The sequence below is a fragment of the Pseudomonas sp. QL9 genome (genome assembly GCF_041409665.1).
GTDB lineage: Bacteria > Pseudomonadota > Gammaproteobacteria > Pseudomonadales > Pseudomonadaceae > Pseudomonas > Pseudomonas knackmussii.
Window position 1 is genome coordinate 1,813,359 of sequence record NZ_CP166971.1, and the last position, 25,057, is coordinate 1,838,415.

24 protein-coding genes are annotated in these 25,057 nt (G+C 68.1%); 8 read left to right on the top strand and 16 right to left on the bottom strand.

Going from position 1 to position 25,057, the window contains the following annotated elements:
- Positions 1 to 29 precede the first annotated feature (29 nt).
- The 4 genes from ACA097_RS08500 to ACA097_RS08515 are packed head-to-tail and all read right to left on the bottom strand — an operon-like array spanning position 30 to position 3,662.
- On the bottom strand, positions 30 to 629 hold the full coding sequence (locus tag ACA097_RS08500) for an HAD family hydrolase (protein ID WP_371369746.1): 600 nt from the start codon (positions 627 to 629) through the stop codon (positions 30 to 32).
- Complete coding sequence (gene tesB / locus ACA097_RS08505; RefSeq protein ID WP_371369748.1) at positions 626 to 1,495, bottom strand: acyl-CoA thioesterase II; 870 nt, start codon at positions 1,493 to 1,495, stop codon at positions 626 to 628. The genes ACA097_RS08500 and tesB overlap by 4 nt, the downstream gene beginning before the upstream one ends.
- On the bottom strand, positions 1,492 to 3,093 hold the full coding sequence (locus tag ACA097_RS08510) for a SagB/ThcOx family dehydrogenase (protein WP_371370496.1): 1,602 nt from the start codon (positions 3,091 to 3,093) through the stop codon (positions 1,492 to 1,494). The genes tesB and ACA097_RS08510 overlap by 4 nt, the downstream gene beginning before the upstream one ends.
- A gap of 5 nt (positions 3,094 to 3,098) precedes the next feature.
- Entirely contained in the window at positions 3,099 to 3,662 is a 564-nt protein-coding gene (locus ACA097_RS08515) for a GNAT family N-acetyltransferase (protein ID WP_371369750.1), read from the bottom strand.
- 123 nt (positions 3,663 to 3,785) lie between these two features.
- Between ACA097_RS08515 and ACA097_RS08520 the strand changes: the two genes are divergently transcribed.
- The 3 genes from ACA097_RS08520 (at position 3,786) to ACA097_RS08530 (ending at position 6,867) form a co-directional block, all read left to right on the top strand.
- On the top strand, positions 3,786 to 4,706 hold the full coding sequence (locus tag ACA097_RS08520; RefSeq protein WP_371369752.1) for a histone deacetylase: 921 nt from the start codon (positions 3,786 to 3,788) through the stop codon (positions 4,704 to 4,706).
- A 273-nt stretch (positions 4,707 to 4,979) separates the two neighbouring features.
- A complete protein-coding gene (locus ACA097_RS08525) occupies positions 4,980 to 6,221 on the top strand; it encodes an NAD(P)/FAD-dependent oxidoreductase (protein WP_371369754.1) in 1,242 nt (413 codons plus the stop codon).
- Between the two features lie 40 nt (positions 6,222 to 6,261).
- The gene (locus tag ACA097_RS08530; RefSeq protein ID WP_160285801.1) at positions 6,262 to 6,867 is read left to right on the top strand and encodes an N-acetyltransferase; all 606 of its coding nucleotides are present in this window, start codon (positions 6,262 to 6,264) and stop codon (positions 6,865 to 6,867) included.
- 126 nt (positions 6,868 to 6,993) lie between these two features.
- On the opposite strand, the gene ACA097_RS08535 is transcribed toward ACA097_RS08530, so the two are convergent.
- The 9 genes from ACA097_RS08535 to ACA097_RS08575 all read right to left on the bottom strand — a co-directional run bounded on the left by ACA097_RS08535 (position 6,994) and on the right by ACA097_RS08575 (position 16,586).
- Entirely contained in the window at positions 6,994 to 8,463 is a 1,470-nt protein-coding gene (locus tag ACA097_RS08535) for an aldehyde dehydrogenase family protein (protein ID WP_371369756.1), read from the bottom strand.
- A 19-nt stretch (positions 8,464 to 8,482) separates the two neighbouring features.
- Positions 8,483 to 9,301, bottom strand: coding sequence for an ABC transporter permease (locus tag ACA097_RS08540; RefSeq protein WP_043249219.1), 819 nt, complete (start codon positions 9,299 to 9,301; stop codon positions 8,483 to 8,485).
- A gap of 1 nt (position 9,302) precedes the next feature.
- The gene (locus tag ACA097_RS08545) at positions 9,303 to 10,214 is read right to left on the bottom strand and encodes an ABC transporter permease (RefSeq protein WP_160285798.1); all 912 of its coding nucleotides are present in this window, start codon (positions 10,212 to 10,214) and stop codon (positions 9,303 to 9,305) included.
- A gap of 149 nt (positions 10,215 to 10,363) precedes the next feature.
- Positions 10,364 to 11,506 (bottom strand): PotD/PotF family extracellular solute-binding protein, encoded by a 1,143-nt coding sequence (locus ACA097_RS08550; protein WP_043249217.1) that lies wholly within the window; start codon positions 11,504 to 11,506, stop codon positions 10,364 to 10,366.
- A 77-nt stretch (positions 11,507 to 11,583) separates the two neighbouring features.
- A complete protein-coding gene (locus ACA097_RS08555) occupies positions 11,584 to 12,699 on the bottom strand; it encodes an ABC transporter ATP-binding protein (protein WP_371369759.1) in 1,116 nt (371 codons plus the stop codon).
- A gap of 210 nt (positions 12,700 to 12,909) precedes the next feature.
- Positions 12,910 to 13,728: a response regulator transcription factor gene (locus ACA097_RS08560; RefSeq protein ID WP_371369761.1), complete on the bottom strand. Its 819-nt coding sequence runs from the start codon at positions 13,726 to 13,728 to the stop codon at positions 12,910 to 12,912.
- A 160-nt stretch (positions 13,729 to 13,888) separates the two neighbouring features.
- Positions 13,889 to 15,235, bottom strand: coding sequence for a DEAD/DEAH box helicase (locus ACA097_RS08565; RefSeq protein WP_371369763.1), 1,347 nt, complete (start codon positions 15,233 to 15,235; stop codon positions 13,889 to 13,891).
- Between the two features lie 53 nt (positions 15,236 to 15,288).
- Positions 15,289 to 15,765, bottom strand: a complete 477-nt coding sequence (locus ACA097_RS08570; RefSeq protein ID WP_043249213.1) for an NYN domain-containing protein — start codon at positions 15,763 to 15,765, stop codon at positions 15,289 to 15,291.
- A gap of 89 nt (positions 15,766 to 15,854) precedes the next feature.
- Positions 15,855 to 16,586, bottom strand: a complete 732-nt coding sequence (locus tag ACA097_RS08575; protein ID WP_371369765.1) for a DUF2076 domain-containing protein — start codon at positions 16,584 to 16,586, stop codon at positions 15,855 to 15,857.
- 169 nt (positions 16,587 to 16,755) lie between these two features.
- Here ACA097_RS08575 and ACA097_RS08580 point away from each other — a divergent pair, with 169 nt between their 5' ends.
- Complete coding sequence (locus ACA097_RS08580; RefSeq protein WP_371369767.1) at positions 16,756 to 17,421, top strand: YciC family protein; 666 nt, start codon at positions 16,756 to 16,758, stop codon at positions 17,419 to 17,421.
- 7 nt (positions 17,422 to 17,428) lie between these two features.
- On the opposite strand, the gene ACA097_RS08585 is transcribed toward ACA097_RS08580, so the two are convergent.
- Positions 17,429 to 18,268, bottom strand: a complete 840-nt coding sequence (locus tag ACA097_RS08585) for an SDR family oxidoreductase (protein WP_043249210.1) — start codon at positions 18,266 to 18,268, stop codon at positions 17,429 to 17,431.
- Between the two features lie 199 nt (positions 18,269 to 18,467).
- On the opposite strand from ACA097_RS08585, the gene ACA097_RS08590 reads away from it, so the two are divergent.
- Entirely contained in the window at positions 18,468 to 19,217 is a 750-nt protein-coding gene (locus ACA097_RS08590) for a substrate-binding periplasmic protein (protein WP_371369768.1), read from the top strand.
- Between the two features lie 4 nt (positions 19,218 to 19,221).
- On the opposite strand, the gene hrpB is transcribed toward ACA097_RS08590, so the two are convergent.
- On the bottom strand, positions 19,222 to 21,741 hold the full coding sequence (gene hrpB / locus ACA097_RS08595) for an ATP-dependent helicase HrpB (protein WP_371369770.1): 2,520 nt from the start codon (positions 21,739 to 21,741) through the stop codon (positions 19,222 to 19,224).
- A gap of 169 nt (positions 21,742 to 21,910) precedes the next feature.
- Here hrpB and ACA097_RS08600 point away from each other — a divergent pair, with 169 nt between their 5' ends.
- The 3 genes from ACA097_RS08600 to ACA097_RS08610 are packed head-to-tail and all read left to right on the top strand — an operon-like array spanning position 21,911 to position 23,737.
- Positions 21,911 to 22,327, top strand: a complete 417-nt coding sequence (locus ACA097_RS08600) for a hypothetical protein (protein ID WP_043249207.1) — start codon at positions 21,911 to 21,913, stop codon at positions 22,325 to 22,327.
- 1 nt (position 22,328) lies between these two features.
- Positions 22,329 to 22,844, top strand: a complete 516-nt coding sequence (locus ACA097_RS08605; RefSeq protein WP_371369772.1) for a DinB family protein — start codon at positions 22,329 to 22,331, stop codon at positions 22,842 to 22,844.
- Positions 22,841 to 23,737, top strand: coding sequence for a cation diffusion facilitator family transporter (locus tag ACA097_RS08610; RefSeq protein ID WP_371369774.1), 897 nt, complete (start codon positions 22,841 to 22,843; stop codon positions 23,735 to 23,737). The genes ACA097_RS08605 and ACA097_RS08610 overlap by 4 nt, the downstream gene beginning before the upstream one ends.
- Here ACA097_RS08610 and ACA097_RS08615 read toward each other — a convergent pair.
- Positions 23,730 to 25,028, bottom strand: coding sequence for a DUF6515 family protein (locus ACA097_RS08615; protein WP_371369776.1), 1,299 nt, complete (start codon positions 25,026 to 25,028; stop codon positions 23,730 to 23,732). The genes ACA097_RS08610 and ACA097_RS08615 overlap by 8 nt on opposite strands.
- Between the last annotated feature and the right edge of the window lie 29 nt (positions 25,029 to 25,057).

The window sequence follows — 25,057 nt, forward strand, 5'->3', positions numbered from 1 at the left end:
CATGGCCCGCTCCTACACGGGGTTCGGTGTTAGGCCAGAACCCCGGCCAACCGCCCCAGCGCCGTGCAATCGGCGGCGTGCCAGTCGGTCAGCTCCGGCCAGGGGTTTTCCGGCAGGTTCACCAGGGCCGTATAGCTACCCGCCGCGCGGCCGCATTCGAGGTCGAAGCGGTAGTCGCCGATCATCAGCATTTCGCGCGGCTGCACGCTCCAGCGTTCGGCCAGGTGCAGCAGGCCGTCAGGGCTAGGCTTGGGCTGGGCTTCGCCGCGGCCGAGGATGTCCTTGGTGTGGAAGCAGTCGCCCAGGCCTATCGCTTCGAGGGTCAGCAGCGCCAGCTCGTGGGCGTTTCGCGTGAGGATGCCCAGGCGATAGCCGGCGCCGTGCAGCGCGCGCACCAGTTCCACTGCGCCCGGCGCGGCGGTCGAGGCGACGGCCAGTTCGCGTTCGTGCTCCAGCAGCCAGGCGTGCTTGGCCGCCGCCTCCGCCTCGGGCAGCGCCGCCAGGTGGTGGAGGATGTCGTCTTCCTGGGGAATGCCCAGGGCCCGCTTGATCGCCGGGAAGTCGTGCACCGCCAGGGTCAGGGTGCCGTCCATGTCGAACACCCAGTGGCGGATCTGCGTGGGGATCATGCCCAGTCCTCGCGGCGGCGGATCAGGCCTTCCTGGGTTGCCGAGGCGACCAGCTGGCCGTCGCGGTTGAAGATGCTGCCGCGCACGAAGCCACGGCCATTGCCGGCCCAGGGGCTGTCGATGGCGTACAGCAGCCACTCGTCCGCGCGCAGGTCGCGGTGGAACCACACGGAATGGTCGATGGTGGCGACCTGCATGTCCTTCTGCCACACCGAGCGCCCGTGCGGCAGCAGCGAAGTGGTCAGGAAGCCGAAGTCAGAGGCGTACGCGAGGATGTACTTGTGCAGCGCCGGCACGTCCGGCAGCTTGCCGTCGGCGCGCAGCCAGAGGTACTTGATCGGCTCGCCGACCGAAGGATCGTAAGGGTCGTTCTGGGTGACCGGGCGGATCTCGATGGGCTTGGGATACAGCAGCTTGTCGCGGATGCGCTCGGGGAACTGGGCGATGCTGCGCTGCTTGAGTTCGAGGTCGGTCGGCAGATTCTCCGGGCCGACCACGTCGGGCATCGGGATCTGGTGGTGGAAGCCCTCTTCCTCGGTCTGGAACGAGGTGCTCAGGGCGAAGATCGGCTGGCCCTTCTGGATCGCGGTGACGCGGCGGGTGCTGAAGGTGCCGCCGTCGCGCACGCGGTCGACCTGGTAGACCACCGGCATGCTGGCATCGCCCGGGCGCAGGAAGTAGCCGTGCATGGAATGCACGTGGCGCGCCGGCTCGACCGTCTGGCTGGCCGCCGACAACGCCTGGCCGAGCACCTGGCCGCCGTACAGCTGGCGGAACCCGAGGTCCTGGCTCATGCCCCGGAAGAGGTTCTCCTCGATGGGTTCCAGGCTCAGCAAAGCCACCAGGTTGTCCAGGATCTGGGTCATGTCGGTTCCTCGAAATCGGTACTGCGAATGGGATGCGGGCGGCGCGGCTGGGGGTACGCGGGCAGGCTGGTGAGGCGAGTGTCCCATACCGCGCGGCCGAGGGTGAAATGATAGAGGCTGACCAGCCGGTCCGTTCCCTCGCCCAGCAATTCCTGTACCGCCGCGTCGAAATAGCAGCCGATGCCGGTGCCGGAAATCCCCGCCGCCTCGGCCTCCAGGTAGAGCAACTGGCCGATCTGCCCGCACTCCCAATACAGCCGTGGATAAGTCCAGGCGCCCTCGGCCAACGCGGCGTCGAGATCGGCGAGCATGGCGAAGGCGACGCAGCCGTCGCTGGCGATGTCCTGGCCGCAGGAGAGGAACGCCGAGAGCTGGCGCGCGTCGCCTTGCAGCAGGCGGTAGAGCGGCAGGTCATCGACGGCGCGTTCCCAGAGGAAGTCCTCACGTAGACCGCCCGGCGCGCGGCCGCTGCGGCCCAGCCAGTAGAGACCGGGCGCCAGGCCCTGGACGCGGTGGACGAACAGCAGCAGGTCGATGCGCGGCGGCTCGCCGGTACTCGCGAAAGGCACGGGCGAGTTCCCGGGCATCAGCCGACGCAGCCAGGCGTAAAGCAACTCGGCGTGAATGCCGGAGCGCCCGTCCATGGACTGCGCGCTGCGCCGCCGGTGCAGGATCGGCCGCAACGGCAGGCCGGGGTTATCCACCGTTACTTCGCGGCGCGGCAGTGCCCCATCGACGGGCGCCAGCGCCGGGGCGCGGCACAGCGAATGCACACGCTCCAGCTCCGGCCAGTGACGGTACTGGCGCGACAGGCGATTGGGCTGGCCATCCAGCTCCAGTGCGGACAGACCTTGCAGCAGCGACTCGGACAGGCGCGGTTCGCTGTCGCGCGGCGGACCAATCCACAGCAGCGCATCCACCGCCTCGCGTTCGTGGAAACCTTCGCGGTCGAGGCCGAACAGCGCATCCAGCCGAGTCTCGGCGACGCCATGCAGCAATCGCACTTCCCAGCCCTGGATGCTCGCGGCGATGGACAGGCAAGCCAGCGCGTGGCCGAGGTCGTGGTTGCAGTAGCGATAGGCGCGCTCGCCGTACTTCCAGGCCTCGCGCCAGGGGATGCTGGACAGTGCCAGGAGCGCACCGCCTTCGGGCAGGTTCAGCGCGGCGGGCAGCTCGGCGCGCACTTCCAGCACATGTTCGTCAGCGCTGTAGTGCGCCAGCACGGCGGACTTGTCCACAGCCCCGGCCGGCAGCAGCAGGTAGGCCTCGGTCGGGTGCAGGTTGCCGCTCGACGGGTTGACCCGCAGGGCCCAGCGGCTGCCGCCGGCTTCCTTCCAGGCGGAGATGGCCAGGCTGTCGTAGAGCAGCTGCGAGAGGCTGGCGAGGTTCAGCGACGCGGGCTCGCCGATGGGGCCGGCGAAAGCCAGGTCATAGCTCGGCGACTCTTCCCGCGGTCGGTGCAACAGTTCGATCAGGCGGGCACCGGCATAGCGGCGGAACGCCGCGGGCTGGGTCGCCCAATCCAGTTGGCCGGGGCCCGGTGCGAAGCGCTGCGGCTCGTGGCAGCTCAGCGCGTGATAGGCGCGGATGTCGTCGATGACGCTCAAGTCTGCGCCTCCAGCCACTGCATACGGGTTATCCGGTAGAGCACATGCGGGCGCAGCGGGTGGCCCTGCGGCAGGCGCGGGTGCTCGAAGTCGAAAGCCGCATCGTGGTGCATGCCGAGGCGCTGCATCAGCCCTTGCGACGGCAGGTTCGCCGGAACGGTGAAGGCCACCACTTCGTCCAGTTGCAGGTGGGCGAAGGCGTATTGGAGTACCGCACGCGCCGCTTCCAGTGCATAGCCCTGGCGCCAGAACGCGTGGTTCAGGCGCCAGCCGATTTCGACCGCCGGGGTGAAGCTCGCCTCGAAGCCAACATGCTGCACGCCAACTACACCGAGGAAGGCGCCATCACTGCGGCGCTCGACGATCCACTGGCCGAAGCCGTGTTCGGCGACGTGCGCGTGGATGCGCGCGGCCAGGGAGTCGCTTTCCTCGCGGCTCATGCAATTGGGGAAATGGCGCATCACCTCGGGGTCCGCATTCATCGCGGCGAAGTCCTGCAGATCGCCTTCGCGCCAGGGGCGCAGCAGCAGGCGGTCGGTGCTCAGGCTGGGCAGTTCCATGGTTCACCTCGGCGCGTTCGAACAATCCGCTATTGTGCCCCATGCCCCGCGGCGGGACACGCTTCTGGCCTAGCGGCGAGCCCTCGGCGTACCCTTGCTGCTGTTCTCCCCGAGCCCCGCACCATGCCGCTGCCCCTGGTCTACCACGACGACTACAGCCCGCCCTTCCCCGCCGGCCACCGCTTCCCAATGGAGAAGTTCCGCCTGCTCAAGGAGCACCTGGTGGACAGCGGCCTGACCTGCGACGAAGCGCTGCTGCGTCCGGAACTGTGCTCGCACGATGTCCTCGCCTTGGCGCACGACCGCGCCTACATCGAACGCTATTGCAGCGGCAACATGAGCCACGAGGAACTGCGCCGCCTCGGCCTGCCCTGGAGCGAAGAACTGGCTCGGCGCACCGTGCGCGCGGTGGGCGGCTCGCTGCTCGGCGCCGACCTGGCGCTGCAACATGGGCTGGCCTGCCACCTCGCTGGCGGCACGCACCACGCGCACCACGACCACGCCTCAGGCTTCTGCATCTTCAACGACCTCGCGGTGATCGCCCTCTACCTGCTGGAAAGCGGGCGCGCCGGGCGGGTGCTGATCTTCGACTGCGACGTGCATCAGGGCGACGGCACCGCGCGCATCCTGGAGCACGTGCCGGATGCGATCACCGTATCGCTGCACTGCGAGAAGAACTTCCCCGCGCGCAAGGCGCAGAGCGACTGGGACATCCCGCTGCCGCTGCATATGGGCGATGCCGACTACCTGCGCGTGGTGGACGAGGCCCTCGACTACCTGCTGCCGCTGTACCAGCCCGACCTGGTGCTCTACGACGCCGGTGTGGATGTGCACAAGGACGATGCGCTCGGCTACCTGAACCTCACCGACGAGGGCCTGGCTGCGCGCGACGAGCGCGTGATCGAGCGCTGCCTGGCCCGCGACATCCCGGTGCTCGGCGTGATCGGCGGCGGCTATGACAAGGACCGCCACGCCCTGGCGCGACGCCACGGCATCCTGCATCACAGTGCCCAGCGGGTGTGGGAGCGATTGGGGATGGATTGAATTGTCCACCGGGACTGTGGAACAACCTGTGGACAAGCTGCGGAGCACCCTCTGGAAACCGCTCCACAGCTGGTCAGCCGACGAATGGTCGAAATTTGAACAGGCGTTCGGCAGGGCGTTGTCCACCGATCCTGTGGAGCATTCTGTGGATAAACTGGGTCCACTCGCGGCGACCCCGCACGGCACAGCGCCAGCGGCGCGTTGCCCGGAAAATGACCAGCCGTCACCCGGCTAGGCTAGAATGCGCCCCCCTTTTCCAGACCCGGCATGGCCATGAGCGAACCCCGTCCCTCGTCCCCCCGCAGCGCCCTCGTCATCGGCGGCGGCCCCGCCGGCCTGATGGCCGCCGAAGTGCTGGCCGGCGCGGGCGTGCGCGTGGCGCTGTACGACGCCATGCCCTCGGTTGGGCGCAAGTTCCTGCTGGCTGGCGTGGGCGGCATGAACATCACCCACTCCGAAGCGCAGGAGGCCTTCGTCGGCCGCTACGGCGAGCGCCGCGAGGAAGTCGGCGCGCTGCTCGCCGGCTTCGACAGCGAAGCGCTGCGCAGCTGGATTCACGGCCTGGGTATCGACACCTTCGTCGGCACCTCGGGCCGGGTCTTCCCCACCGACATGAAGGCTGCGCCGCTGCTGCGCGCCTGGCTCAAGCGCCTGCGCGAACAGGGTGTGGATATCCACACCCGCAGCCGCTGGCTGGGCTGGGACGAACAGGGCCGCGCGCTGATCGAAGGCCCCGAAGGCCGCCAGGCCCTGCAGGCCGACGCCACCGTGCTGGCCCTGGGCGGCGGCAGCTGGCAGCGCCTGGGCTCCGACGGCGCCTGGGTGCCGCTGCTCGAAGCGCGCGGCGTGGAAGTCGCCACGCTGCGGCCTTCCAACTGCGGCTTCGAGGTCGAGGGCTGGAGCGAGTTCTTCCGCGACAAGTTCGCCGGGGCGCCGGTCAAGCCGGTCGCCTTGAGCGTGAATGGAAGCGAACCGCGCCAGGGCGAATTCGTGGTCACTGCCAGCGGCATCGAAGGCAGCCTGGTCTATGCGCTGTCGGCGCCGATCCGCGAGCGCATCTCCCGCGATGGCAAAGCCACCGTGCATCTGGACCTGCTGCCGAACCGCAGCCCGGAACAGATCGCCAAGGCCCTCGCCCAGCCGCGCGGCTCCAAGTCCATGGCCAACCACCTGCGCGGCAAGCTTGGCCTGGACGGTGTACGTGCGGGCCTGCTGCGCGAGTTGTCCACAGCCGCCGACTATGCCGATCCGCAGCGCCTGGCCGGGTTGATCAAGGCGCTGCCGCTGAGCGTGGTGCGCGCGCGTCCGCTGGACGAAGCCATCAGCAGCGCCGGTGGCGTCACTTTCGGGGCTGTGGATAAGCAGCTGATGCTCAAGGCCCTGCCCGGCGTGTTCTGCGCCGGCGAAATGCTCGACTGGGAAGCGCCCACCGGCGGCTACCTGCTCACCGCATGCTTCGCCAGCGGCCGAGTGGCTGGGCATGGCGCGCTGCACTGGCTGAATCTGGAACCATAGTGCTAGATTCTCGACTCCCAGCCCTGCCGAGTCCGAGACCATGCCCCTGAGCTTCCGCCCGGCCCGCCCCGAAGACGTCGACGCCGCCATCCCGCTGATCTACAGCTCCGGCCCCGATGCCTTCGACTACGCCTTCGCCCGCCCCGGCCGCAACAGCGCCCAGGACTTCCTGCGCCGCGCCTTCCTGCACGGCGGCGGCCAGTTCGGCTGGCGCCAGCACACGGTGGGCGAGCTGGACGGCAAGGTCGTCGCGGCGGGAACGATCTTCGGCGGCGAAGCCAACCTCGGCTACCTGCTCGCCGCGGCGCGGCAGATCCTCGGCTACTTCGGCCTGGGTTCGGTCGGCGTGATCCACCACGGCCTGCAGCTGGAGAAGATCATCTGCCCGCCGCCCAAGCACACGCTGTACCTGGCCCACCTGGGCGTCGACCCGAGCCTGCGCAGCCAGGGCGTGGGCCGCGAGTTGATCGAACACTTCCTCGAGCGCGGCCGCCGCGCCGGCCTGAAGACCGCAGCGCTGGACGTCTCGGCAGCCAACCCGCGCGCCCAGGCGCTGTACGAGAAGCTGGGCTTCGAGGTGCAGGTGGAACGAACCTCGACCCTCCCCGGCGTCGCCAACCACCGTTATATGCAGCGGGTGATCTGAGCCGTAGGGCGTACAACCGTTCGCGGTTGTACGCCGATACACCAGGACCACAGGCAACACCCAGGCCGAACACGGCGCACCCTGTAACCAAGGCCAATCGGCGTATAACGCGGAGCGTTATACGCCCTACAGGTACCACCCCCACGGCTGATCGGAGATGTACTCGGTCACCTGCTTCACCTCCAGGTAGTTCTCCAGCCCCCACACGCCGAGCTCGCGGCCGATGCCGCTCTGCTTCATGCCGCCCCAGGGCGCCTGGGTGAAGGTCGGCTGCGAGCAGTTGACCCAGACGATTCCCGCGCGCAGCCCATCCGCCACTCGCGCGGCGCGCTGCGGGTCGCCGGACATCACCGCGCCGGCCAGGCCGAAGCGGCTGTCGTTGGCCAGGCGTAGCGCCTCGGTCTCGGTCTTGAAGCGCTTCACGCAGAGCACCGGCCCGAAGATTTCCTCACGCCAGACGATGGCGTTTTCCGCCGGTTCGTCGAAGATCGCCGGCTCGACGAACCAGCCCTCGTTCAGCCCCGCCGGACGCCGTCCGCCGGTCAGCAGGCGCGCACCGCAGGCTTTGCCCTGCTCGACGAAGCCGAGCACCTTGTCGTACTGCCCCTGGCTCACCAGCGGGCCGAGCAGCACGCCTGGCGTCATGCCATTGCCGATGGTGATGGCGCGCGTCGCCTCGACCAGGCGTTCGATCAGGCGCGGGGCGATGCCTTCCTGCACTAGCAGCCTTGAGGTCGCCGAGCACACCTGGCCCTGGTTCCAGAAGATGCCGAAGAGAATCCACTCCACCGCCGCCTCGACATCGCTATCGTCGAAGACGATGAAGGCCGACTTGCCGCCCAGCTCCAGGCTGACGTTCTTGATGTCCTGGGCCGCCGCCGACATGATCTTCGCCCCGGTCGGCACGCTGCCGGTGAAGGCCAGCTTGTCCACGCCCGGATGCTGGCTGAGCGGTCCGCCCGCCTCGCTGCCAAGGCCTGGCAGCACGTTCAGCACGCCCGCCGGCAGGCCCACCGCATCGGCGGCTGCCGCGAGTTCCAAAGCGCTCAACGGCGTCAGCTCGGACGGCTTGAGCACGCAGGTCGCGCCGGCGGCCAGTGCCGGCGCCACCTTCCAGGCCGCCATCAGCAGCGGATAGTTCCAGGGGATGATCTGCCCGGCCACGCCCACCGGTTCGTGGCGGATACGGCAGCGAAAGCGCTCGTCGGGCAGCGCCAGCACCTGGTCCTGGCGCTCGTCGAGTTCAGCCGCCAGCTCCGCGTAATAGCGGAAGCAACCGATGGCGTCGGCCACGTCCCACTGTGCCTCGGGCAGCGGCTTGCCATTGTCGCGCACCTCCAGTTCGGCCAGCTCGGCCTGGTTGCGCTCCAGTTCGTTGGCCAGCGCTTGCAGCCACTCGGCGCGCTCGGCGCCGCGGCTCTGCCCCCAACCGCGATTGAAGGCCTGGCGCGCCGCGCGCACGGCATGGTCGACGTCCTCCTCGGTGGCTGCAGGCACTTCGCGCAAAGGCCGCCCTGTGGCCGGGTCGAAGCTGGTGAAACGGCCGCCCAGGTCCGGGCTCACCCATTGCCCATTGATGTACAGCTGGTCGCGCATCGCACGTCTCCTTGTAGCCTCAGGCGGTCTGAACGCCGGCACGGCGGTTCTGCAGGTAGCGGGAGGTGAACAGCAGCGCCAGCGAGGCGCAGATGATCACCGTGGATATGGCGTTGATCTCCGGGGTGATGCCCCGGCGGATCGACGAGAAGATGTAGATCGGCAGCGTGGTCTCGGAGCCGGCGACGAAGAAGGCGATGATGAAATCGTCGAAGCTGAAGGTGAACGCGAGCAGGAAGCCGGCCAGGATCGCCGGGGCGATCTGCGGCAAGGTCACGCGCCAGAAGGTGTCCAGGGGCGGTGCGTAGAGGTCCGCCGAGGCTTCCAGCAGCGCCTTGTCCATGGCCTCCACGCGGGTGCGGACGATCACCATCACCAGCGCCATGGTGAACAGCGAGTGCGCCGCGACCACGGTGCCGAAGCCCATGTTCAGCTTCGGCAGGCCCAGCTCCAGGGCCGCCAGCAGCGGGTTGAGCACGTCGAACAGCGTGATGAAGGCGATCAGCGTGGCGATGCCGATGACGATCCCCGGCACGATGATCGCGCAGTAGGTCAGCGCATCGAACAGCAGGCGTACGCGCTTGCCCACGCGCTGCAGGCCGAACACCGCGAGGGTGCCGAACAGCGTGGCGATCAGCGCGGAGCAGGTGGCGATGATCGCGCTGTTGCCCAGCGCTTCCATGATGAAGGGATTGCCGAAGGCGCGGCCGAACCACTGCACCGAGCAGCACTGGAAGCTCAACCCACTGCGCCCGGCGTTGAAGGCGAAGAGCATGATCAGCGCGATGGGCGCATAGAGGAACAGGTAGATCGAGGTCGAATAGCTGCGCAGCCACATCTCAGAGCACCCCGTCGTTGCGCGGCCCGCCGAAGCGCGCCGCGAGTTTCAGGTACAGGCCGATGATCGCCAGCATCATCGCCACCAGGGTCATGGCCACGGCGCTGCCGAACGGCCAGTTGCGCGACTGCAGGAACAGGTCGACCAGGGCGTTGCCGACGAAGAACACCTTGCCGCCGCCGAGGATCGCCGGGATCAGGAACTCGCCCATCAGCAGGATGAACACCAGCATCACGCCAGTGATCACGCCGGGCGCCGAGAGCGGCAGGGTGATCCGGCGGAAGGTCTCGAACGCGCTCGCGCCGAGGTCGCCGGAGGCTTCCAGCAGGCGCTTGTCGAGCTTCTCCAGGGTCACGTAGATGGGGAACACCATCAGCGGCAGGTAGCCGTAGACGATGCCGATCAGCACCGCCCAGGGCGTGTTGATCAGGCGCACGTCGGCGATGCCGAAGGTTTCCAGCAGCGCCGGGATGCCCTTGCCGCTGAGGATGAAGATCCAGGCGTAGGTGCGGATCAGGAAGCTGGTCCAGAACGGCACTATCACCAGGGTCAGCAGCAGCGACTTGTTGCTCCGCACCTTCACCGCCAGGAAGTACGCCAGCGGATAGGCCGCCAGCAGGCAGGCCAGGGTGCCCAACGGGGCGAGGGTCAGGGTGTTCCAGAAGGCCTGGGCGCGCGAGCCGAGGTTCAGGTAGTTCTCCAGCGTCAGCCCGCCGCCGTAGCCGCCCACCGCGCTGCGCTCGCCGAAGCTGAAGACCAGGATGATCACCAGCGGCATCAGCAGCATGAGCAGGAACCAGAGGGTGGAAGGCAGCAGCAGGAGCAGGGTGACGCGCCGGCCGAGACTTCTGGCGCGCGACACCGGGGGCGTCGCCTGCGTCTGCGGCAACGGGGCGCTGACAGCGATGTTCATGTTCGATTCCCTACGCATGGATTTGTCGCCTGGGCATTGCGGTTCACTGGGTCCCCGCGTTCGCGGGGAAGACGATTGGAAACCCCGCGAACGCGGGGCGACGATTGGTGCCCCCCGTCATTCCCGCGAACGCGGGAACCCAGAAACCGTCAGGCAGCCTTGAACCGCGCCATCAGCTCGGCGCGCGCCGGGCTGGTGAGGGTTGCTGCGGCACCGAACTCCAGCGGCGAGAGGCGTTCAGCCGCCGGGTACATGATCGGGTCGTCGAGCATCGCCTTGGGCAGCAGCGCATCGACCCGGCTGTCACCGCTCGGGTAGCCGTGGGCCTCGACCTCCAGCTTGTTGTGCTGCGGGTCGAGCAGGTAGTTGATGAAGGCGTAGGCGGCGTCCTTGTGCTCGGAGCCCTTGGGAATGGCGAAGAAGTCGCTCCAGATTTCGCCGCCTTCCTTGCCCAGCACGAAGGTCATGTCCTTGTTGTCGCGGTGCAGCTGCGAGGCGTCGCCGGTCCAGGCCATGGCCATCCAGGCATCGCCGTTGCGCAGCGAGGGCTGGATGTCGGAGTTGATGGCGAACAGGTGCGGCTTGGCCTGGATCAGCAGCTTCTCGGCCTCGGCGAGTTCCTTCGGGTCCAGCGAGTTGAAGCTGTAGCCGTAGTACTTCAGCGCGTTGCCGATGGCGGTGAGCTGGTAGTCGTGGACGATGGTGCGGCCCGAGGCGCTGGTCAGGGTCAGGTCCCAGAACTGCTTCCAGGAGTCCGGGCTGCCCTTGATGTGGCTGGCGTCATAGACGATGCCGGTGGTGCCCCAGTTCTTCGGCACGGCGTAGACCTTGCCGTCCACCGTGCCCTGGGCCATGAAGCGTTCCTGGAAGTCCTTGGCATCGAAGTTGGGGATGCGCGAGAGGTCCAGCGGCTCGATCAGGCCGAGCTTCACGTAGGTGCTGATGGTGTAGTTGGTCGGCACGAAGACGTCCCAGCCGCTGCCGCCGGCCTGCAGCTTGGCGAGCATCTCCTCGTTGGAGCCGAACACGTTCATCTGCACCCGCGCGCCGGTGGCCTTGGCGAAGGCGTCGAAGTTCTCCGGGTTGTGGTAGTTCGGCCAGGTCGCCAGGGTCACGCGGTCGCCCAGGTTGCTGCCCTCGCCGGCGTAGGCCTTGCCCAGCAGCAGGCCCGGCGTGTTTGCCGCCACCACCGCCGCCGCCAGCCCCAGGCCGGTGCGGCCGAGGAACTCGCGGCGGGTGATGGAACCGTTTTCCCAGCTGCGCATCGTCTTGATGAAGCTCTTCTTGTCCATCGTCACTCCCCGCCTGTCTGCTGATTGTCGTTAGTGTTGGATCGTCGAGTGCCGCGCCGCCCGGCGCGGCGAAAAACTCAGAGGGTCATGGCCAGCCCGCTGGCCTGGTTCCAGCCGACCTGCACGCGCGCGCCGTGGCCGAAGCCGTCACCGCCTTCCCCGCCCTGGCGCGGCACGCGCACGCAGACAAAGCCGAAAGCGTCGGTGCGCACCCGGTATTCGGTGAGATTGCCCAGGTAGATGCGGTCCTCGACGCAGCCGCGCAGGCGCACTTCGCGCGCGAGGTCGGCGTCGTCGGCGGCGATGCCGACCAGCTCCGGGCGCACCGCGATGCAGCCCTCGGTCTGCGGCGCCAGCGCGGGGCCCGTGGGCGTCTGCGGGCTGCTCAGTTCGAGGCCGGTGGCGGTGCCCAGCACCACGCGGTCGCCATCGAGGCGGCGCACAGTGCCGGAGAACAGGTTGGACTCGCCGATGAAGTCGGCCACGTAGCGGCTCGCCGGGGTCTCGTAGAGGGCTTCGGGACTGGCGGTCTGGATGATCAGGCCGTCCTTCATGATGCTGATGCTGTCGCTCATCGACAGCGCCTCTTCCTGGTCGTGGGTGACCAGCACGAAGGTGATGCCGACTTCGCGCTGCAGGCGCAGCAGCTCGGACTGCATCTCCTTGCGCAGCTTGCGGTCCAGCGCTGCGAGCGGTTCGTCGAGCAGCAGCACGGTGGGCTTGTTGACCAGCGCGCGGGCCAGCGCCACCCGTTGCTGCTGGCCGCCGGAAAGCTCGTGCGGCTTGCGCGCGCCGAAGCCGGACAGGCGCACCATCTCCAGCGCCTCGTCGGCCATGCGGCGCTGGGCGGCGCGGTCCGGGCGCGGCGTGCGGTAGCGCAGGCCGTAGGCGATGTTCTCGGCCACCGTCAGGTGCGGGAACAGCGCGTAGTGCTGGAACACCATGTTCACCGGGCGCTGGTGCGCGGGAATCCCGGCCACCGGCTTGCCGGCCAGCAGCACCTCGCCTTCGCTGGGCTGCTCGAAGCCGGCAATCATCCGCAGGGTGGTGGTCTTGCCGCAGCCGGAGCTACCGAGGAAGGAATGGAAGGCGCCGCGACGCACCTTGAAGCTCAGGCCGTTGACCGCCTGCACGCTGCCGTAGCGCTTGACCACGTTGCGGAATTCGATGTCGAAGACCTGGCTGGAATCCATCACCGCGCGCCTCTCGATAGTTGTTTTCGTTGTTGCCGAACACGCTATCAACGGGGCTTTCGGGGTGTATATATCCCTCGGGGGATAGGCCCGGTACGAATAATGTAGGAGCGGATCTCATCCGCGAAAATCCAGCGCAGAGGCCACCTTGTAGGAGCGCACCATGCGCGCGATTCGCGGGCAAGGCCCGCTCCTACAGGTTCCCGCCGTTCAGGCGGTAGCGCGCACTTCTCGGACGCCCTCGTGCCCCGCCAGTTCGCGGATGAACAGGCCCAGCAGCTCCGACTGGCTGCCGATGCCGAGCTTGGCGTAGATGTTCTTGCGGTGGATCTTCACCGTGCCGGGGCTGATGTCGAGCTGCTCGGCCACCGAGGCGCTGGAGTGACCGCGCAGCAGCAGCTGGACGATCTCCTGCTCGCGCGCGGTCAGCACCTGGGCGCCGAACTGGTCGAAGGCCTCGCGGATCTTGTAGTCCAGGTCCTGTGCCGGTCGGGGCTGCGCGCGGCGCAGCGCCCAGGCTTCGCGAACCATCTGCTCGACCACCGGGCGGGCGCATTCCAGCAACTGCATTTCGTCGCGGCTGTACGCGGGGCTCGAAGCCTTGCGCATCAGCGACAGCACCGCCTTGGCGCCGTCGTCGAGGTCGACGAAGAAGGCGATCTCCTCGGTCAGCCCGGTCTGCTGGTAGTAGGTCTGGTAGTACTCGCCCAGGTAGAAGTGGTCCGGCGCGAACTGGCGCAGGCGCCACAGGCCGGGCGCCTGGTCGCGGGTGCAAGCGAGGTAGAAGGGATCGAGCAGGTAGGGGCCGACCTGGTAGTCCTCGACATAGACGTGGCGGACATCAGCCGGAAAGGTGTCGAACAGGTCCAGCGGCCGGTGGTTGCCTTCGTAGACGAAGAGCACGAAGTGATCCACCGGGCAGGCCTGCTGCAACCACTGGCTGAGACCGAGCAGGCGCGGACGCCCGGGGGGCAGCGGGAACAACTGGGCGACACCGCCCGTCCAGGCTTTGAGTTCCTTGTGGCGCATAGGCTTTCGTTCTTGTTGTGTGCGCGGAGCACACACTATAGGCGTTCAGGATTCCGCACGGAAATGCAGGTTCTGCGCCAGTATCCTGAAAGCCCGGTCGGCGCGGCGTCGCGCGAGCCGACCATCGAAAAAGCGCACCAGCTTGATGCGCCCTGCCCTGTCAGCGCCCCTTGCCCTTGGGCGCGCTCGGCTTCTTGCCCGCCGGCGCCTTGGCGAAGCCGGGCGCCTTGCGCACCGCCTTCACCTGCGGTTTGTCGTCCAGCAGATTGCCAAGGTGGACCTTGCCCGGCTTGCCCTCGGGGACCTTGGGCTGCTTGGGTTTCTTCGGCTTCTTCACCAGTTGGCCACCGAGGGTGGTCTGCGGCACCCGGTGCTCGGCCTCGAAACCGTCCTCTTCGCTGCGCGTCAGCAGCTGGCCGATCAGCGTCTCGATGGCCGCCAGCTGCTGTACTTCGTCGGCGCAGACCAGCGACAGCGCCTGGCCGCTGGCCCCGGCGCGGCCGGTACGGCCGATGCGGTGGACGTAGTCCTCGGCGACGATGGGCAGGTCGTAGTTGACCACCAGCGGCATTTCCTCGATATCGAGGCCGCGCGCGGCAACGTCGGTGGCGACCAGGAAGTTCACCTCGCCGTCCTTGAACCGCTGCAGCGCGCGCAGGCGCGACGGCTGCGGCTTGTCGCCGTGAATCGAATCGGCGGCCAGGCCCTCGGCATGCAGGCGGCCGACCAGCTCATCGACGCCCTTGCGGGTCTTGGCGAACACCAGCGCCTGGCGCCAGCCGCGGCTCTGCAGCAGGTGCAGGAACAGCTCGGCCTTGCGCTTCTTGTCCACGGTGATGAGTTGTTGCTTGACCGTCTTCGCCGCGGTGTTGCGCGGTGCCACTTCAATGGACAGCGGATCGCGCAGCAGGCCGCCGGCCATCTTGCGGATCGCCTCCGAGAAGGTCGCGGAGAACAGCAGGGTCTGCCGGCGCTTGGGCAGCGCGGCGAAGACTTCGTCCAGCTCGCGGGCGAAGCCCAGGTCGAGCATGCGGTCGGCTTCGTCGAGCACCAGCACCTGCAATTGGGTGAATTTCAGGGCGTTCTGCCGGTACAGGTCGAGCAGCCGGCCGGGGGTGGCGACCAGCACGTCGACGCCCTTGCGCAGCTTCATCATCTGCGGGTTGATGCTCACCCCGCCGTAGGCCACCGCCGTGCGCAGCGGCACATGCTGGCCGTAGACGCGGAAGCTCTCGTGGACCTGCTCGGCCAGCTCGCGGGTCGGCACCAGTACCAGCGCGCGAATCGAGTTGGCGGCCACCTGCGGGCCTTCCTGAAGCAGCTTCTGCAACAGCGGCAGGGCGAAGCCGGCGGTCTTGCCGGTGCCGGTCTGCGCCGCGGCGAGCAGGTCGCGGCCCTTGAGCACGGCGGGAATCGCCTGCGCCTGCACCGGCGTCGGCTTCTGGTAGTCGAGCCCGTCGAGGGCGCGCAGCAGGGGTTCGATCAGGCCGAGTTCGGCGAAGGTCATGGAAAGCTCGCAATCACAAAGGGAATGGGCGGCATTTTAGCCGCGCCTGCGGTTCAATGGCGCAGCAGCAGGCTGCCTTCGATGGGCACGTAGCGCGTCGCCGAGCGAATCAGCGCCTGCGCGGTGAGCCCCGGCACACCGTAGGCGGTGGCGTCCTTGCCCTGGGCGCGGACGCGCTGCAGCAGCAAGTCGAAGTCGCCGTCGCCGGAGCACAGGACGATCTCGTCTACCCGCGGCACCGCGTCGAGGATGTCGATGGTGATGCCGACATCCCAGTCGCCCTTGGCCGAGCCGTCGCTGCGCTGGATGTAGGGCTTGAGCTTCACCTCGAAGCCGAGGTTGCGCAGGATGCGCTGGAACTGCTGCTGGCGGGCGTCGCCACGGTCGATGGCGTAGGCGTAGGCCTCGACGATCTGGCCGTCGCGGCTCAGCTCTTCCCAGAGCGCGGTGTAGTTGAAATGGCAGCCGTAGGCCTGGCGAACCGTGTAGTAGAGGTTCTGCACATCGGCGAACAGGGCGAGGGTCTTCAACGGCGGCTCCGGGGTTGGCGGCGGGCGCGCATTATCGCAGCCCGCCGCCGCGCCGCCAGCCCCGCGCGTCGTCGGCGCGGGGCGATCGGTCAGCTGAACATGTCGCCGTCGTCGTCGAAGAAGCTCGAATCGCCGCCGCCGAAGCCGCCGTCGTCATAGTTGGTGTCGGTGAAACCGCTGTCGGCGTAGTTGTCTCCGCCGAGGGAGGACAGGCTGTCGTCGAAGTTGGTCGGCTGCTGGTCGAAGCGATCCACCGGCACCTGCTCCTGGATCACCTCGACGATTTCCTGCGGCTGCGAGTGGTGGAACATGTTGGTCAGCAGGTCCGCCACCACCATGCCGCCGGCTACGCCCGCAGCGGTCTGCAGCGCGCCACGCATGAAGCCGCCACCCTGGGCGGGAGCCGCCTGGGGCGCGGCGGCCGGGCGGAAGTCGTTGGGATTGCTGGTATAGCCGGCCCCGGCCGGCTGCGAGAAGCGGGTCTGCCCCCAGCCATCAGGGCGCTGCTGTTGCTGCGGCTGCGGCGCGGCCTCGCGCTGGCCGCCGCCGAACAGGCCGGCGAGGAAGCCGCCGCTGCTTGGACGCGTTTCCTGCTGCTGGGCGACCTGGGCTTCCAGCTCCTTCACGCGCTGGTCCAGGCGCTTGATCGCCGCTTCCTGGATCAGCATCGCCTGCGCCATGTAGTAGGGCGCTGCGGGCTGGCGCACCAGGTACTGGTTGATCTGCGCCTCGGCCTGGGGGTCGCGCGGCGCGGATTGGCGCTCGGCTTCCTGCAGGCGGGTGAACAGGCCTTCGATCAGGGTTTGCTCTTCGGATTTCATGTGCTGCCTCGAGTGAGCGGCGGGGGGGAGAGGGATAGCGCTGAAGATTGGATCGACCGGCGAAAAAACAAGTTCCTGCCCGATGAAATGTTCATCCCCGCGCACCCTCTGGTCGGCCCAGCCGGGCATGGGTTAGAGTCGCTGGCGTCCTGGTCTGCTTGGCGAGCCGATGAATCCCATCTCCATCCTGCGCGATACCTGGTTCTTCTTCAGCCGCCACCTCGGCACCCTGCTGCCGCTGTGCCTGCCGTGGATCGTCCTCGAGAGCCTGACCCAGCAACAGCTGAGCCTCGCCGCCCAGTCCCAGCAGTTCGCGCCCTGGGGCATGGCCGCCGGCCTGGTCTTCTACCCCATCTACACCGCCAGCCTGCTGCTCTACCTGATCGACTTCGGCGAGGAACGCCGGCGCAGCGTCAGCGAGCTATGGCGCGCCGCGCTACGCCTGTGGCCGGCCTTCGCGCTTTTGTCAGCGCTCAGCTCGCTACTGATCGTCATCGGTTTCTCGCTGATGATCCTTCCGGGCATCTACGTGATGATCAAGCTGGCCTTCGCTGAGGTGCTGCTGGTCAAGCGCGGGCTGCGTCCGCTGGACGCAATGCGCGAGAGCTTCCGCCTGACCAACGGGCATTTCTTCCTGCTGCTGACCACGGTGCTGGTGATACTTGCGCCGACCTGGGCGCTGCAGGGCTACATCGAGCAGTTGAACGACGAGGCGGCCGGCTACGGCCTGGCGCTCAACGCCCTGAGCGGCTTCTTCCAGTTACTGCTGACGGTCCTCACCTACCGCATCTACATGCTCGGCCCGGAGCGCGAGCAGGACAGCGAGCAAGCCTGACGGCCGCTCAGCGCGGCCCCGGTTTCAGGCCCGACATCCTGGGCACCAGCAGACGCTCGAACAGCCGCGGGAAGTAGCGCGCCAGGATGCGCGCCCGCCAATTGACGTTGGACAGCACCAGCAATCGCTTGCGACGCAGCGCGCCCTGGTAGATCGCCTCGGCCACGTCACGCGGCGAAGCCACTTCGCTACCCAGCACCGTGGCCGGCTGGCGGATCACCGAACCATCGCCGACCAAGGCGTTCTTGCGCAAATCAGTAGCCGTGAATCCCGGACAGGCCAAGGTGATCGCCACGCCGGTGCCGTCCAGCTCCATGCGCAAGGTGTCGAACAACCCGTGCAGCGCATGTTTGCTGGCGTTGTAGGCGCTGCGATAGAGCAGCGGCGCGAAGCCGGTCAGCGAACTGAGCACGATGATCTGCCCCTGCCGCGCGACCAGGCTGGGCAGCGCCGCCTGGGTGCAATGCAGGGCACCATAGAAGTTCACCGCCATGACCCGCTGGAAGACCTTCAGGTCGGTCTCGGCGAACAGGCTGCGGTGGGTGATGCCGGCGTTGTTGATCAGCACGTCGATGCCGCCGAAGCGCTCGACCGCCAGTGCCACCGCTTGTCGCACAGCTTCCGGATCGGCGATGTCGCAGCGCAGGCCGAGGGCTTCGACGTTGAGATGCTGCTGCAGGTGCTGCACCAGGCTGTCGAGCGCCGCCTGGTCGAGATCGAGGATCACCGGACGCGCGCCGGCCTGGGCGAAACGCAGCACCAGGGCGCGGCCGATCCCCGAGCAGCCGCCGGTGACTAGCACCGTCTTGTGCAGGTAGACCTTGCTGGAAAAGACCTTGCGTTGCATCGCCGATGCCCTCGCCGGACGCCATCGAGGCCGCGTCGCCTCTAGCATAGCCGTTGCCGCTGGAGGCCCCGCCACGTCTGCCGTGCGGCACGTCACAGGTGCACCTGTCAGCGGTCCGGGGAGTGCTGGACAAGCCCCCAAACGGCGACCATGCTCGCTCTGACACCACCACAAAAACGATAAAGGTGCAGAGCCCGCCATGCTCAAAAAATTCCTGCTTCCGCTCGCCTCGACGCTGCTGCCCGCCTCCTTCGGTCATGCCATTCCGGGGACATCGCCGTCTCCGCAGCAGCTAAACGTCGGCTACTACGAGTTCCCGCCATACATCTTCACCGACGACGACGGCAGCACCCAGGGACTGGGCGCCGAGCTGGTGCGCAAGCTGCTGCGCCAGGCCGGTTATCGCGCCGAGCTCCACTCGCTGCCGAGCGCGCGCCTGTACCAGTCGCTGCAGGATGGCAGCATCCAGGTCTGGGCCGGCGCCCCGGGCAAGCCGGAACTGGCCGACAGCACCCTCGAATGCGCGCACACCCTCGGCCATGTCGAGCTCAACCTCTATCGCCTGGCCACGCGCCCGGCGCCGCGCCTGCCGCAAGACCTGGTCGGCAAGCGGATCATCCTGATCAGCGGCTACAGCTACTGGCGCCCGGCGACAGAGCTGCTCGACGACCCGGCGCTCAAGCTGGAAGTGCACCGCACCAGCACCCACGCCGCCGCCCTGCAGATGCTGCTGCGCGACCGGGGCGACTACCTGCTCGACTACCAGGCGCCGGTGGAACAGGCCCGGCGCGACGCCGGCATGCCGCCGCTGGCCGCCACCGCGCTGTTCCGCCTGCCGCTCAAGCTGATCCTCTCGCGCCGCACGCCGGACGCCGAACAACTGCGCCAGCGCCTGGACCACGCCTACGAGGAACTGCACTCCGCCGGCGAACGCCTGGAACTCAACTAGCCGCTCAACTCTTGCGTGGCTTGGCCCGCGCGGTGGGTTCGGCGATCAGCGGGTCGTCCGGCCAGTAGTGCTTCGGATAGCGGCCCTTGAGGTCCTTCTTCACCTCGGCGTAAGTGCTGCGCCAGAAGTTCGCCAGGTCCTGGGTCACCTGCACCGGCCGCTGCGCCGGCGACAGCAGGTGCAGCTTCACCGCTACTCGGCCATTGGCAATGCGCGGCGTATCGGCCAGGCCGAAAAGCTCCTGCAGGCGCACCGCCAGCACCGGTGGAAACTCGGTGTAATCCAGGCGGATGTTCGAGCCGGACGGCACCTGCAAGGTGCGCGGCGCCAGTTCGTCCAGGCGCGACGGCAGCGGCCAGGGCAGGATGCCGTGAAGGATGCCGGCCAGCTCCAGGTTGGCGAAGTGCGACAACCGCGAGACCTTGCCCAGGTACGGCTGCAACCAGTCCTCCAGAGAGTCCAGCAAGGCAGCGTCGCTGACGTCCGGCCATTCGCTCTCCCCCTTGTTCTCCAGGTCGAGCCGGCGCAACAGGTTCACCCGCGCCTGCCATTGGCGCAGCTCAGGCGTCCACGCCAACAGTTCCAACCCCTTGCGCCGCACCAGGCCGAGCAGGGCCCGGCTGCGCGCCTCTTCATCGAGACCGGGCAGCGCCTCGCGGCTGAGCACCAGCTCGCCGACCTTGCGCTGGCGTTCCGCGCGCAGGACGCCTTCGCGCTCGTCCCAGTCCAGCTCGTCGCGCTGGCTGACCTGCTCGGCGAGCACCGAATCGAACAGCGCCGCATCGAGCGCCGCCGCCAGGTAGATGCGCTCCTCGCGCTGGCCCTGGCGGCTGCCGAGGTCGGCGACCACCAGCCAGGGTTCCTTCATCAGCGCGTCGGGTTCGCCGAATTGCGCGGCGCGGCCATTGGCCAGGCGGTACTCGCCACCGCCCTCGCGGCGCTGGCGGGCCACGCGGTCGGGATAGGCGAAAGCCAGCAACGCGCCGAGCCAGCGCGGGTGATCGGGATCGCTAACCGCCTCGCTGGGTTTGCCACGCAGGTATCCGCGGAACTGTCGGGAGAGTTGCTTGGCGCGCTGCAGCGCACCGCGACTCGCGCGGTTGCTTGCCGATTCGCCGGCCAGCAACGCCGTGCGTTCGTGCAGGTCGGCACCGGCACCGCGCAGGATGTCGCGCTCGCCAAGCAACGCCGCAACGTCGCAGGCTAGTTGGCCGAGGCCGAGCGCCTGGCCGCGCAGCAGCAAGTGAGCGATGCGTGGGTGCGCCGGCAGCTCGGCCATCGCCTGGCCATGAGTATTCAAAGCGCCGCTGTCGTTCAGTGCACCGAGACGAGCAAGCAGGTCGCGCGCCTGGGCATAGGCGGCAGCCGGCGGCGTATCGAGCCAGGCCAGCTCGCCCGGTTCCACGCCCCAGCGGCCGAGCTGCAAAGCCAGGCCGGCGAGGTCGGCCTGGAGGATCTCCGCCGTGCCATAGGCCGGCAGTTGGTCGTGCTGCGCCTCCGACCACAGCCGGTAGCACACACCCGGCTCCAGGCGCCCGGCGCGGCCAGCACGCTGGGTGGCGGAGGCGCGGGAGATGCGCTGGGTTTCCAGACGGGTCATGCCGCTGCCCGGATCGAAGCGCGGCACCCGCGCCAGGCCGGCGTCGACGACGACGCGCACACCGTCGATGGTCAGGCTGGTCTCGGCGATGTTGGTCGCAAGCACCACCTTGCGCTTGCCCGCCGGCGCCGGCTCGATGGCCGCGCGCTGGGCGGAGAGTTCGAGCTCGCCATGCAGCGGGCAGAGCATGACCTCGTCACGCCCGGCCAGCGCCTCGCCCAATTGTTCGGCAACGCGGCGGATCTCGGCCTGCCCGGGGAGGAAGACCAGCAGGCTGCCCCTCTCGTCGGCCAGCGCCTGGAGGACGGTCTGCACGACGCGCGGTTCGACGAACTCGCCGGCCTGGAAGGGCCGGCCCCAGCGCGTCTCGACCGGGAACATGCGCCCTTCGCTGCGCACCACCGGCGCCTCGCCGAGCAACGCGGACAGGCGCTCGCCTTCGAGTGTGGCGGACATCACCAGCACCTTCAGCGGCGTGTCGCGCAGCAGTTCGCGGCCATTGAGCGTCAGCGCCAGGGCGAGATCGGCATCGAGGCTTCTTTCATGGAATTCGTCGAAGATCACCAGGCCGACGCCCTCCAGCGCCGGGTCGTCCTGCAGGCGGCGAGTAAGAATGCCTTCGGTCACGACTTCGATGCGCGTCTTCGGGCCGACCTTGCTGTCCAGGCGGATGCGGTAACCGACCGTTTCCCCGGCCTTCTCGCCGAGCTCCTCGGCCAGGCGCTCGGCCGCCGCGCGGGCAGCCAGGCGGCGCGGTTCGAGCATGAGGATGCTCTGCCCGGCCAGCCAGGGTTCGTCGAGCAGCGCCAGCGGCACGCGGGTGGTCTTGCCGGCGCCCGGCGGCGCCTCCAGCACGGCCTCGTCGCGCTCGGCGAAAGCCTGGCGCAGGGCCGGCAGGACTGCGTCGATCGGAAGCGCATTCATGACTATATTTCTTCAACCCTTAAGGAGACGGAAACGACAAACCTGCGATTATAACGGCGAACCGCCGCGGCCTTGCGGCAGTCCCATAAACAGGTGGGAGTTCACCACCGATAGAGGCTTCCGGCGCCTGGTTGCTATAGTCGCCGGCTCATCTTCCAGGAGGTTCTTCATGCGTCTCGCTACCCGAGTTTCCTGCGCGGTCCTCAGCGCCACCCTGCTCACCCAGCTCACCGCCTGCGGCACTCTGTTTTATCCCGAGCGGCGCGGCCAGATCGACGGCCGTATCGACCCGGCAATCGCGGTGTTCGACGCCATCGGTCTGTTGTTCTACATCATCCCGGGCCTGATCGCCTTCGGCGTAGACTTCGCCACCGGAGCCATCTACCTGCCCGACGCGAAATACTCGGTCGCCCCGGAGAAACTGCACGAGGCGGTCGGCGCCGACGGCCAGGTGGACAAGGCTAAACTCAAAGCGATCATCCAACGCGAGACGGGTCGAGCGCTGCCGCTTGACGATCCGCGCCTGATCCAGCGCGTCGGCAACCCGCAGCAACTGGCCAGCCTCGGAATGCATCTGGAGGGCTGACATGCACGCGGCACTTGGGCGCCACCTTGAAAAACTCCTCGACTACCACCTCTGGGCCTACGAGCGCATGCTCGAGGCCGTCGCGCTGCTGGACGAGGACGCCTACCGGGCGCCGCGCGGGCTGTTCTTCGGCAGCCTGCACGGCACCCTCAACCACCTCGCGGTGGTGGACCGTATCTGGCTGGCGCGGGTCGAGGGCAAGCCCTGGCAGTTCGAGCGCCTGGATACCGAGGCCGCCCCCGATCGCGAATCGCTCGCCGCCTTCCTCTCCGAAGGCCTGGCCGGCTGGCGGCTATGGCTGAGCAGGCAGGACGAGACCGACCTCGACCGCCTGCTCGAGTACCGCAACATGGCCGGGCAGGAACACCGCCAGAGCCTGACCGACATCGTCCAGCACCTGGTCAACCACGGCACCCACCACCGCGGGCAAATGAGCGCCGCGCTTACCGCGCTCGGCCAACCTGCCCCGCTGCTCGACTACATCTATTTCCTTCCGCATCGCCAGGACACACGATGACTGAAAAATCCCAACGCGCCCGGTTGCTGCACCTGGCCACCGGCGCGTCGCTGGCGGTCGCCCTCACGCTGGTCGTGGCCAAGGCGGCGGCCTGGTGGTTCAGCGGCTCGGTGAGCATGCTCGCCGGCCTCACCGACTCGCTGCTCGACGGTGCCGCCTCCCTGCTCAACCTGCTCGCCGTGCGCTACGCGCTGCGCCCGGCGGACGACGATCACCGCTACGGCCACGGCAAGGCGGAATCGCTGTCGGGCATGGGCCAGGCACTGTTCATCGCGGTCAGCGCGGTGCTCATCGGCACCCAGGCGCTGGATCGCCTGCAGCACCCGGAACCGATCGGCGCCACCGGCTGGGGCATCCTGGTCATGCTTCTGTCACTGGCGCTTACCGCTGCATTGCTGACACTGCAACACTACGTGATCAAGCGCACCAGCTCGCTGGCGGTGCAGGCCGATTCGCTGCACTACCGCTCGGACCTGCTGCTCAACGGCAGCATCCTGGTCGCGCTGGTCCTGGCCCGCTATGGCTTCCCGCGGATGGACGCGATCTTCGGCCTGGGCATCGCCTGCTACATCCTGTGGAGCGCAGTGACCATCGCCCGCGAATCGCTCACCGTGCTGATGGACGAAGAACTGCCGGCGGGCGTCAGCGCCCGCATGCTCGAACTGGCGTGCCAGGTGCCTGGCGTGGCCGGCGCCCACGACCTGCGCACGCGGGTTTCGGGCGAGCACTGGTTCGTCCAGCTGCACCTGGAGTTCCCCGGCGACATGCGCCTGTCGCAGGCGCACAAGCTGTGCGACGACGCGGTGCTGGCGATCCGCAAGGAATTTCCCAAGGCCGACGTGCTGGTGCACGCCGACCCGCTGGAAGTGGTGGGCAAGGAAACCATCAGTTGATGCTGTAGCCGCGCCCGCTCAGGCAGGCCGACAAGGCGCCGCGATAGGCATCCACCGCCTGTTGCGGCGGCGCGTACTGGGCCATGGCCGGATCGAAGCCACTCTGCCCCACCGCCCAGGTGTGGCAATCGTAGTGGTCCTGCGCCTGCTGCTGCGGGCCCTGGCCGTACATCGGGTATGCGATCACATCGTACGGATTGCTCGGTTCCACCGGCGCCTGCGCCACCTGTGCCGGGGGCGGCACCACCTCGTAACTCTGCGAACCGCTGTCGAACAGGTAGTAGGTGCCGGCCGCGAGGAAGTACAGCACGCTGCCGATCCATATCTGCTCGGCGTACGACGGCAGATAGTCCACGCGCACGCCATAGGGCGGTGCCACCATCACGTAGCGCGGGCCGTGCGGGCGGTACCAGTAGCCGTCGCTGAAGAAGTAGTCATTGCCACGCCAGGGCACCCGGCGATAGCCATGGGGTACACGGTCGACCACGTAGCCGGGCCGCCAGTTGTCCGGGTGCGGCCCCCAGTTGCCGCCCGGCGGTCGGCCATGCCAGTCGTTGCCGCCACCTGGCGGACGACCCTGCCAGGAGTTGCCGGACGCCGATGGACGACCGTAGCCGTGGTTGTCGCGGTCGCCATGGTTGAGGCTTGGCCACTGCGTGGTCCAGTCGCCGGGGCGACGATCGTTGCCGTGGTCGTCACGCTCGGCTGTAGGTCGGCTCTGCCATTGGCCATTGCCGTTACCTTGCTGATGGCCTTGCCATTGCCCGGCCTGGCTGTTCTGCGGGCGGCCTTGCCACTGGCCAGCCTGGTTATTCTGCTGATGCCCCTGCCATTGCCCGCCGGGGTTGCCCCGCGGGCGACCCTGCCACTGGCCGGCCTGATTACCCTGCTGGTGGCCCTGCCATTGCCCGCCGGGATTGCCCTGCGGACGACCCTGCCACTGGCCGGCCTGGTTGTTCTGTTGATGCCCCTGCCATTGCCCGCCGGGGTTGCCCTGCGGGCGACCCTGCCACTGGCCGGCCTGATTACCCTGCTGGTGGCCCTGCCATTGCCCGCCGGGATTGCCCTGCGGGCGACCCTGCCACTGGCCACCCGGGTTGCCCTGCGAATGCCCCTGACCCTGGTCGCCCCCATTGCCCTGGGGACGTCCCTGCCATTGGCCACCGCCACCGTTGCCATTGCCTCCGCGCCCATCATGCCCCTGTCCGCCTTGCCCTTCGGCCAGGGATTGACCGGCGATGGCCAGGGACAACAGCCCGCAGGTTGCCAGACGCCAGATAGCCGATTTCATGATTGCCTCGCCGCGACCTTCCGGCCGAC

Excerpts from the sequence above, each read along its gene's own strand:
- ACA097_RS08500 (WP_371369746.1), bottom strand. The coding sequence starts at position 629 with ATGATCCCCACGCAGATCCGCCACTGGGTGTTCGACATGGACGGCACC.
- tesB (WP_371369748.1), bottom strand. The coding sequence starts at position 1,495 with ATGACCCAGATCCTGGACAACCTGGTGGCTTTGCTGAGCCTGGAACCC.
- ACA097_RS08515 (WP_371369750.1), bottom strand. The coding sequence starts at position 3,662 with ATGGAACTGCCCAGCCTGAGCACCGACCGCCTGCTGCTGCGCCCCTGG.
- ACA097_RS08520 (WP_371369752.1), top strand. The coding sequence starts at position 3,786 with ATGCCGCTGCCCCTGGTCTACCACGACGACTACAGCCCGCCCTTCCCC.
- ACA097_RS08525 (WP_371369754.1), top strand. The coding sequence starts at position 4,980 with ATGAGCGAACCCCGTCCCTCGTCCCCCCGCAGCGCCCTCGTCATCGGC.
- ACA097_RS08530 (WP_160285801.1), top strand. The coding sequence starts at position 6,262 with ATGCCCCTGAGCTTCCGCCCGGCCCGCCCCGAAGACGTCGACGCCGCC.
- ACA097_RS08535 (WP_371369756.1), bottom strand. The coding sequence starts at position 8,463 with ATGCGCGACCAGCTGTACATCAATGGGCAATGGGTGAGCCCGGACCTG.
- ACA097_RS08540 (WP_043249219.1), bottom strand. The coding sequence starts at position 9,301 with ATGTGGCTGCGCAGCTATTCGACCTCGATCTACCTGTTCCTCTATGCG.
- ACA097_RS08545 (WP_160285798.1), bottom strand. The coding sequence starts at position 10,214 with ATGAACATCGCTGTCAGCGCCCCGTTGCCGCAGACGCAGGCGACGCCC.
- ACA097_RS08550 (WP_043249217.1), bottom strand. The coding sequence starts at position 11,506 with ATGGACAAGAAGAGCTTCATCAAGACGATGCGCAGCTGGGAAAACGGT.
- ACA097_RS08555 (WP_371369759.1), bottom strand. The coding sequence starts at position 12,699 with ATGGATTCCAGCCAGGTCTTCGACATCGAATTCCGCAACGTGGTCAAG.
- ACA097_RS08560 (WP_371369761.1), bottom strand. The coding sequence starts at position 13,728 with ATGCGCCACAAGGAACTCAAAGCCTGGACGGGCGGTGTCGCCCAGTTG.
- ACA097_RS08565 (WP_371369763.1), bottom strand. The coding sequence starts at position 15,235 with ATGACCTTCGCCGAACTCGGCCTGATCGAACCCCTGCTGCGCGCCCTC.
- ACA097_RS08575 (WP_371369765.1), bottom strand. The coding sequence starts at position 16,586 with ATGAAATCCGAAGAGCAAACCCTGATCGAAGGCCTGTTCACCCGCCTG.
- ACA097_RS08580 (WP_371369767.1), top strand. The coding sequence starts at position 16,756 with ATGAATCCCATCTCCATCCTGCGCGATACCTGGTTCTTCTTCAGCCGC.
- ACA097_RS08585 (WP_043249210.1), bottom strand. The coding sequence starts at position 18,268 with ATGCAACGCAAGGTCTTTTCCAGCAAGGTCTACCTGCACAAGACGGTG.
- ACA097_RS08590 (WP_371369768.1), top strand. The coding sequence starts at position 18,468 with ATGCTCAAAAAATTCCTGCTTCCGCTCGCCTCGACGCTGCTGCCCGCC.
- hrpB (WP_371369770.1), bottom strand. The coding sequence starts at position 21,741 with ATGAATGCGCTTCCGATCGACGCAGTCCTGCCGGCCCTGCGCCAGGCT.
- ACA097_RS08600 (WP_043249207.1), top strand. The coding sequence starts at position 21,911 with ATGCGTCTCGCTACCCGAGTTTCCTGCGCGGTCCTCAGCGCCACCCTG.
- ACA097_RS08605 (WP_371369772.1), top strand. The coding sequence starts at position 22,329 with ATGCACGCGGCACTTGGGCGCCACCTTGAAAAACTCCTCGACTACCAC.
- ACA097_RS08610 (WP_371369774.1), top strand. The coding sequence starts at position 22,841 with ATGACTGAAAAATCCCAACGCGCCCGGTTGCTGCACCTGGCCACCGGC.
- ACA097_RS08615 (WP_371369776.1), bottom strand. The coding sequence starts at position 25,028 with ATGAAATCGGCTATCTGGCGTCTGGCAACCTGCGGGCTGTTGTCCCTG.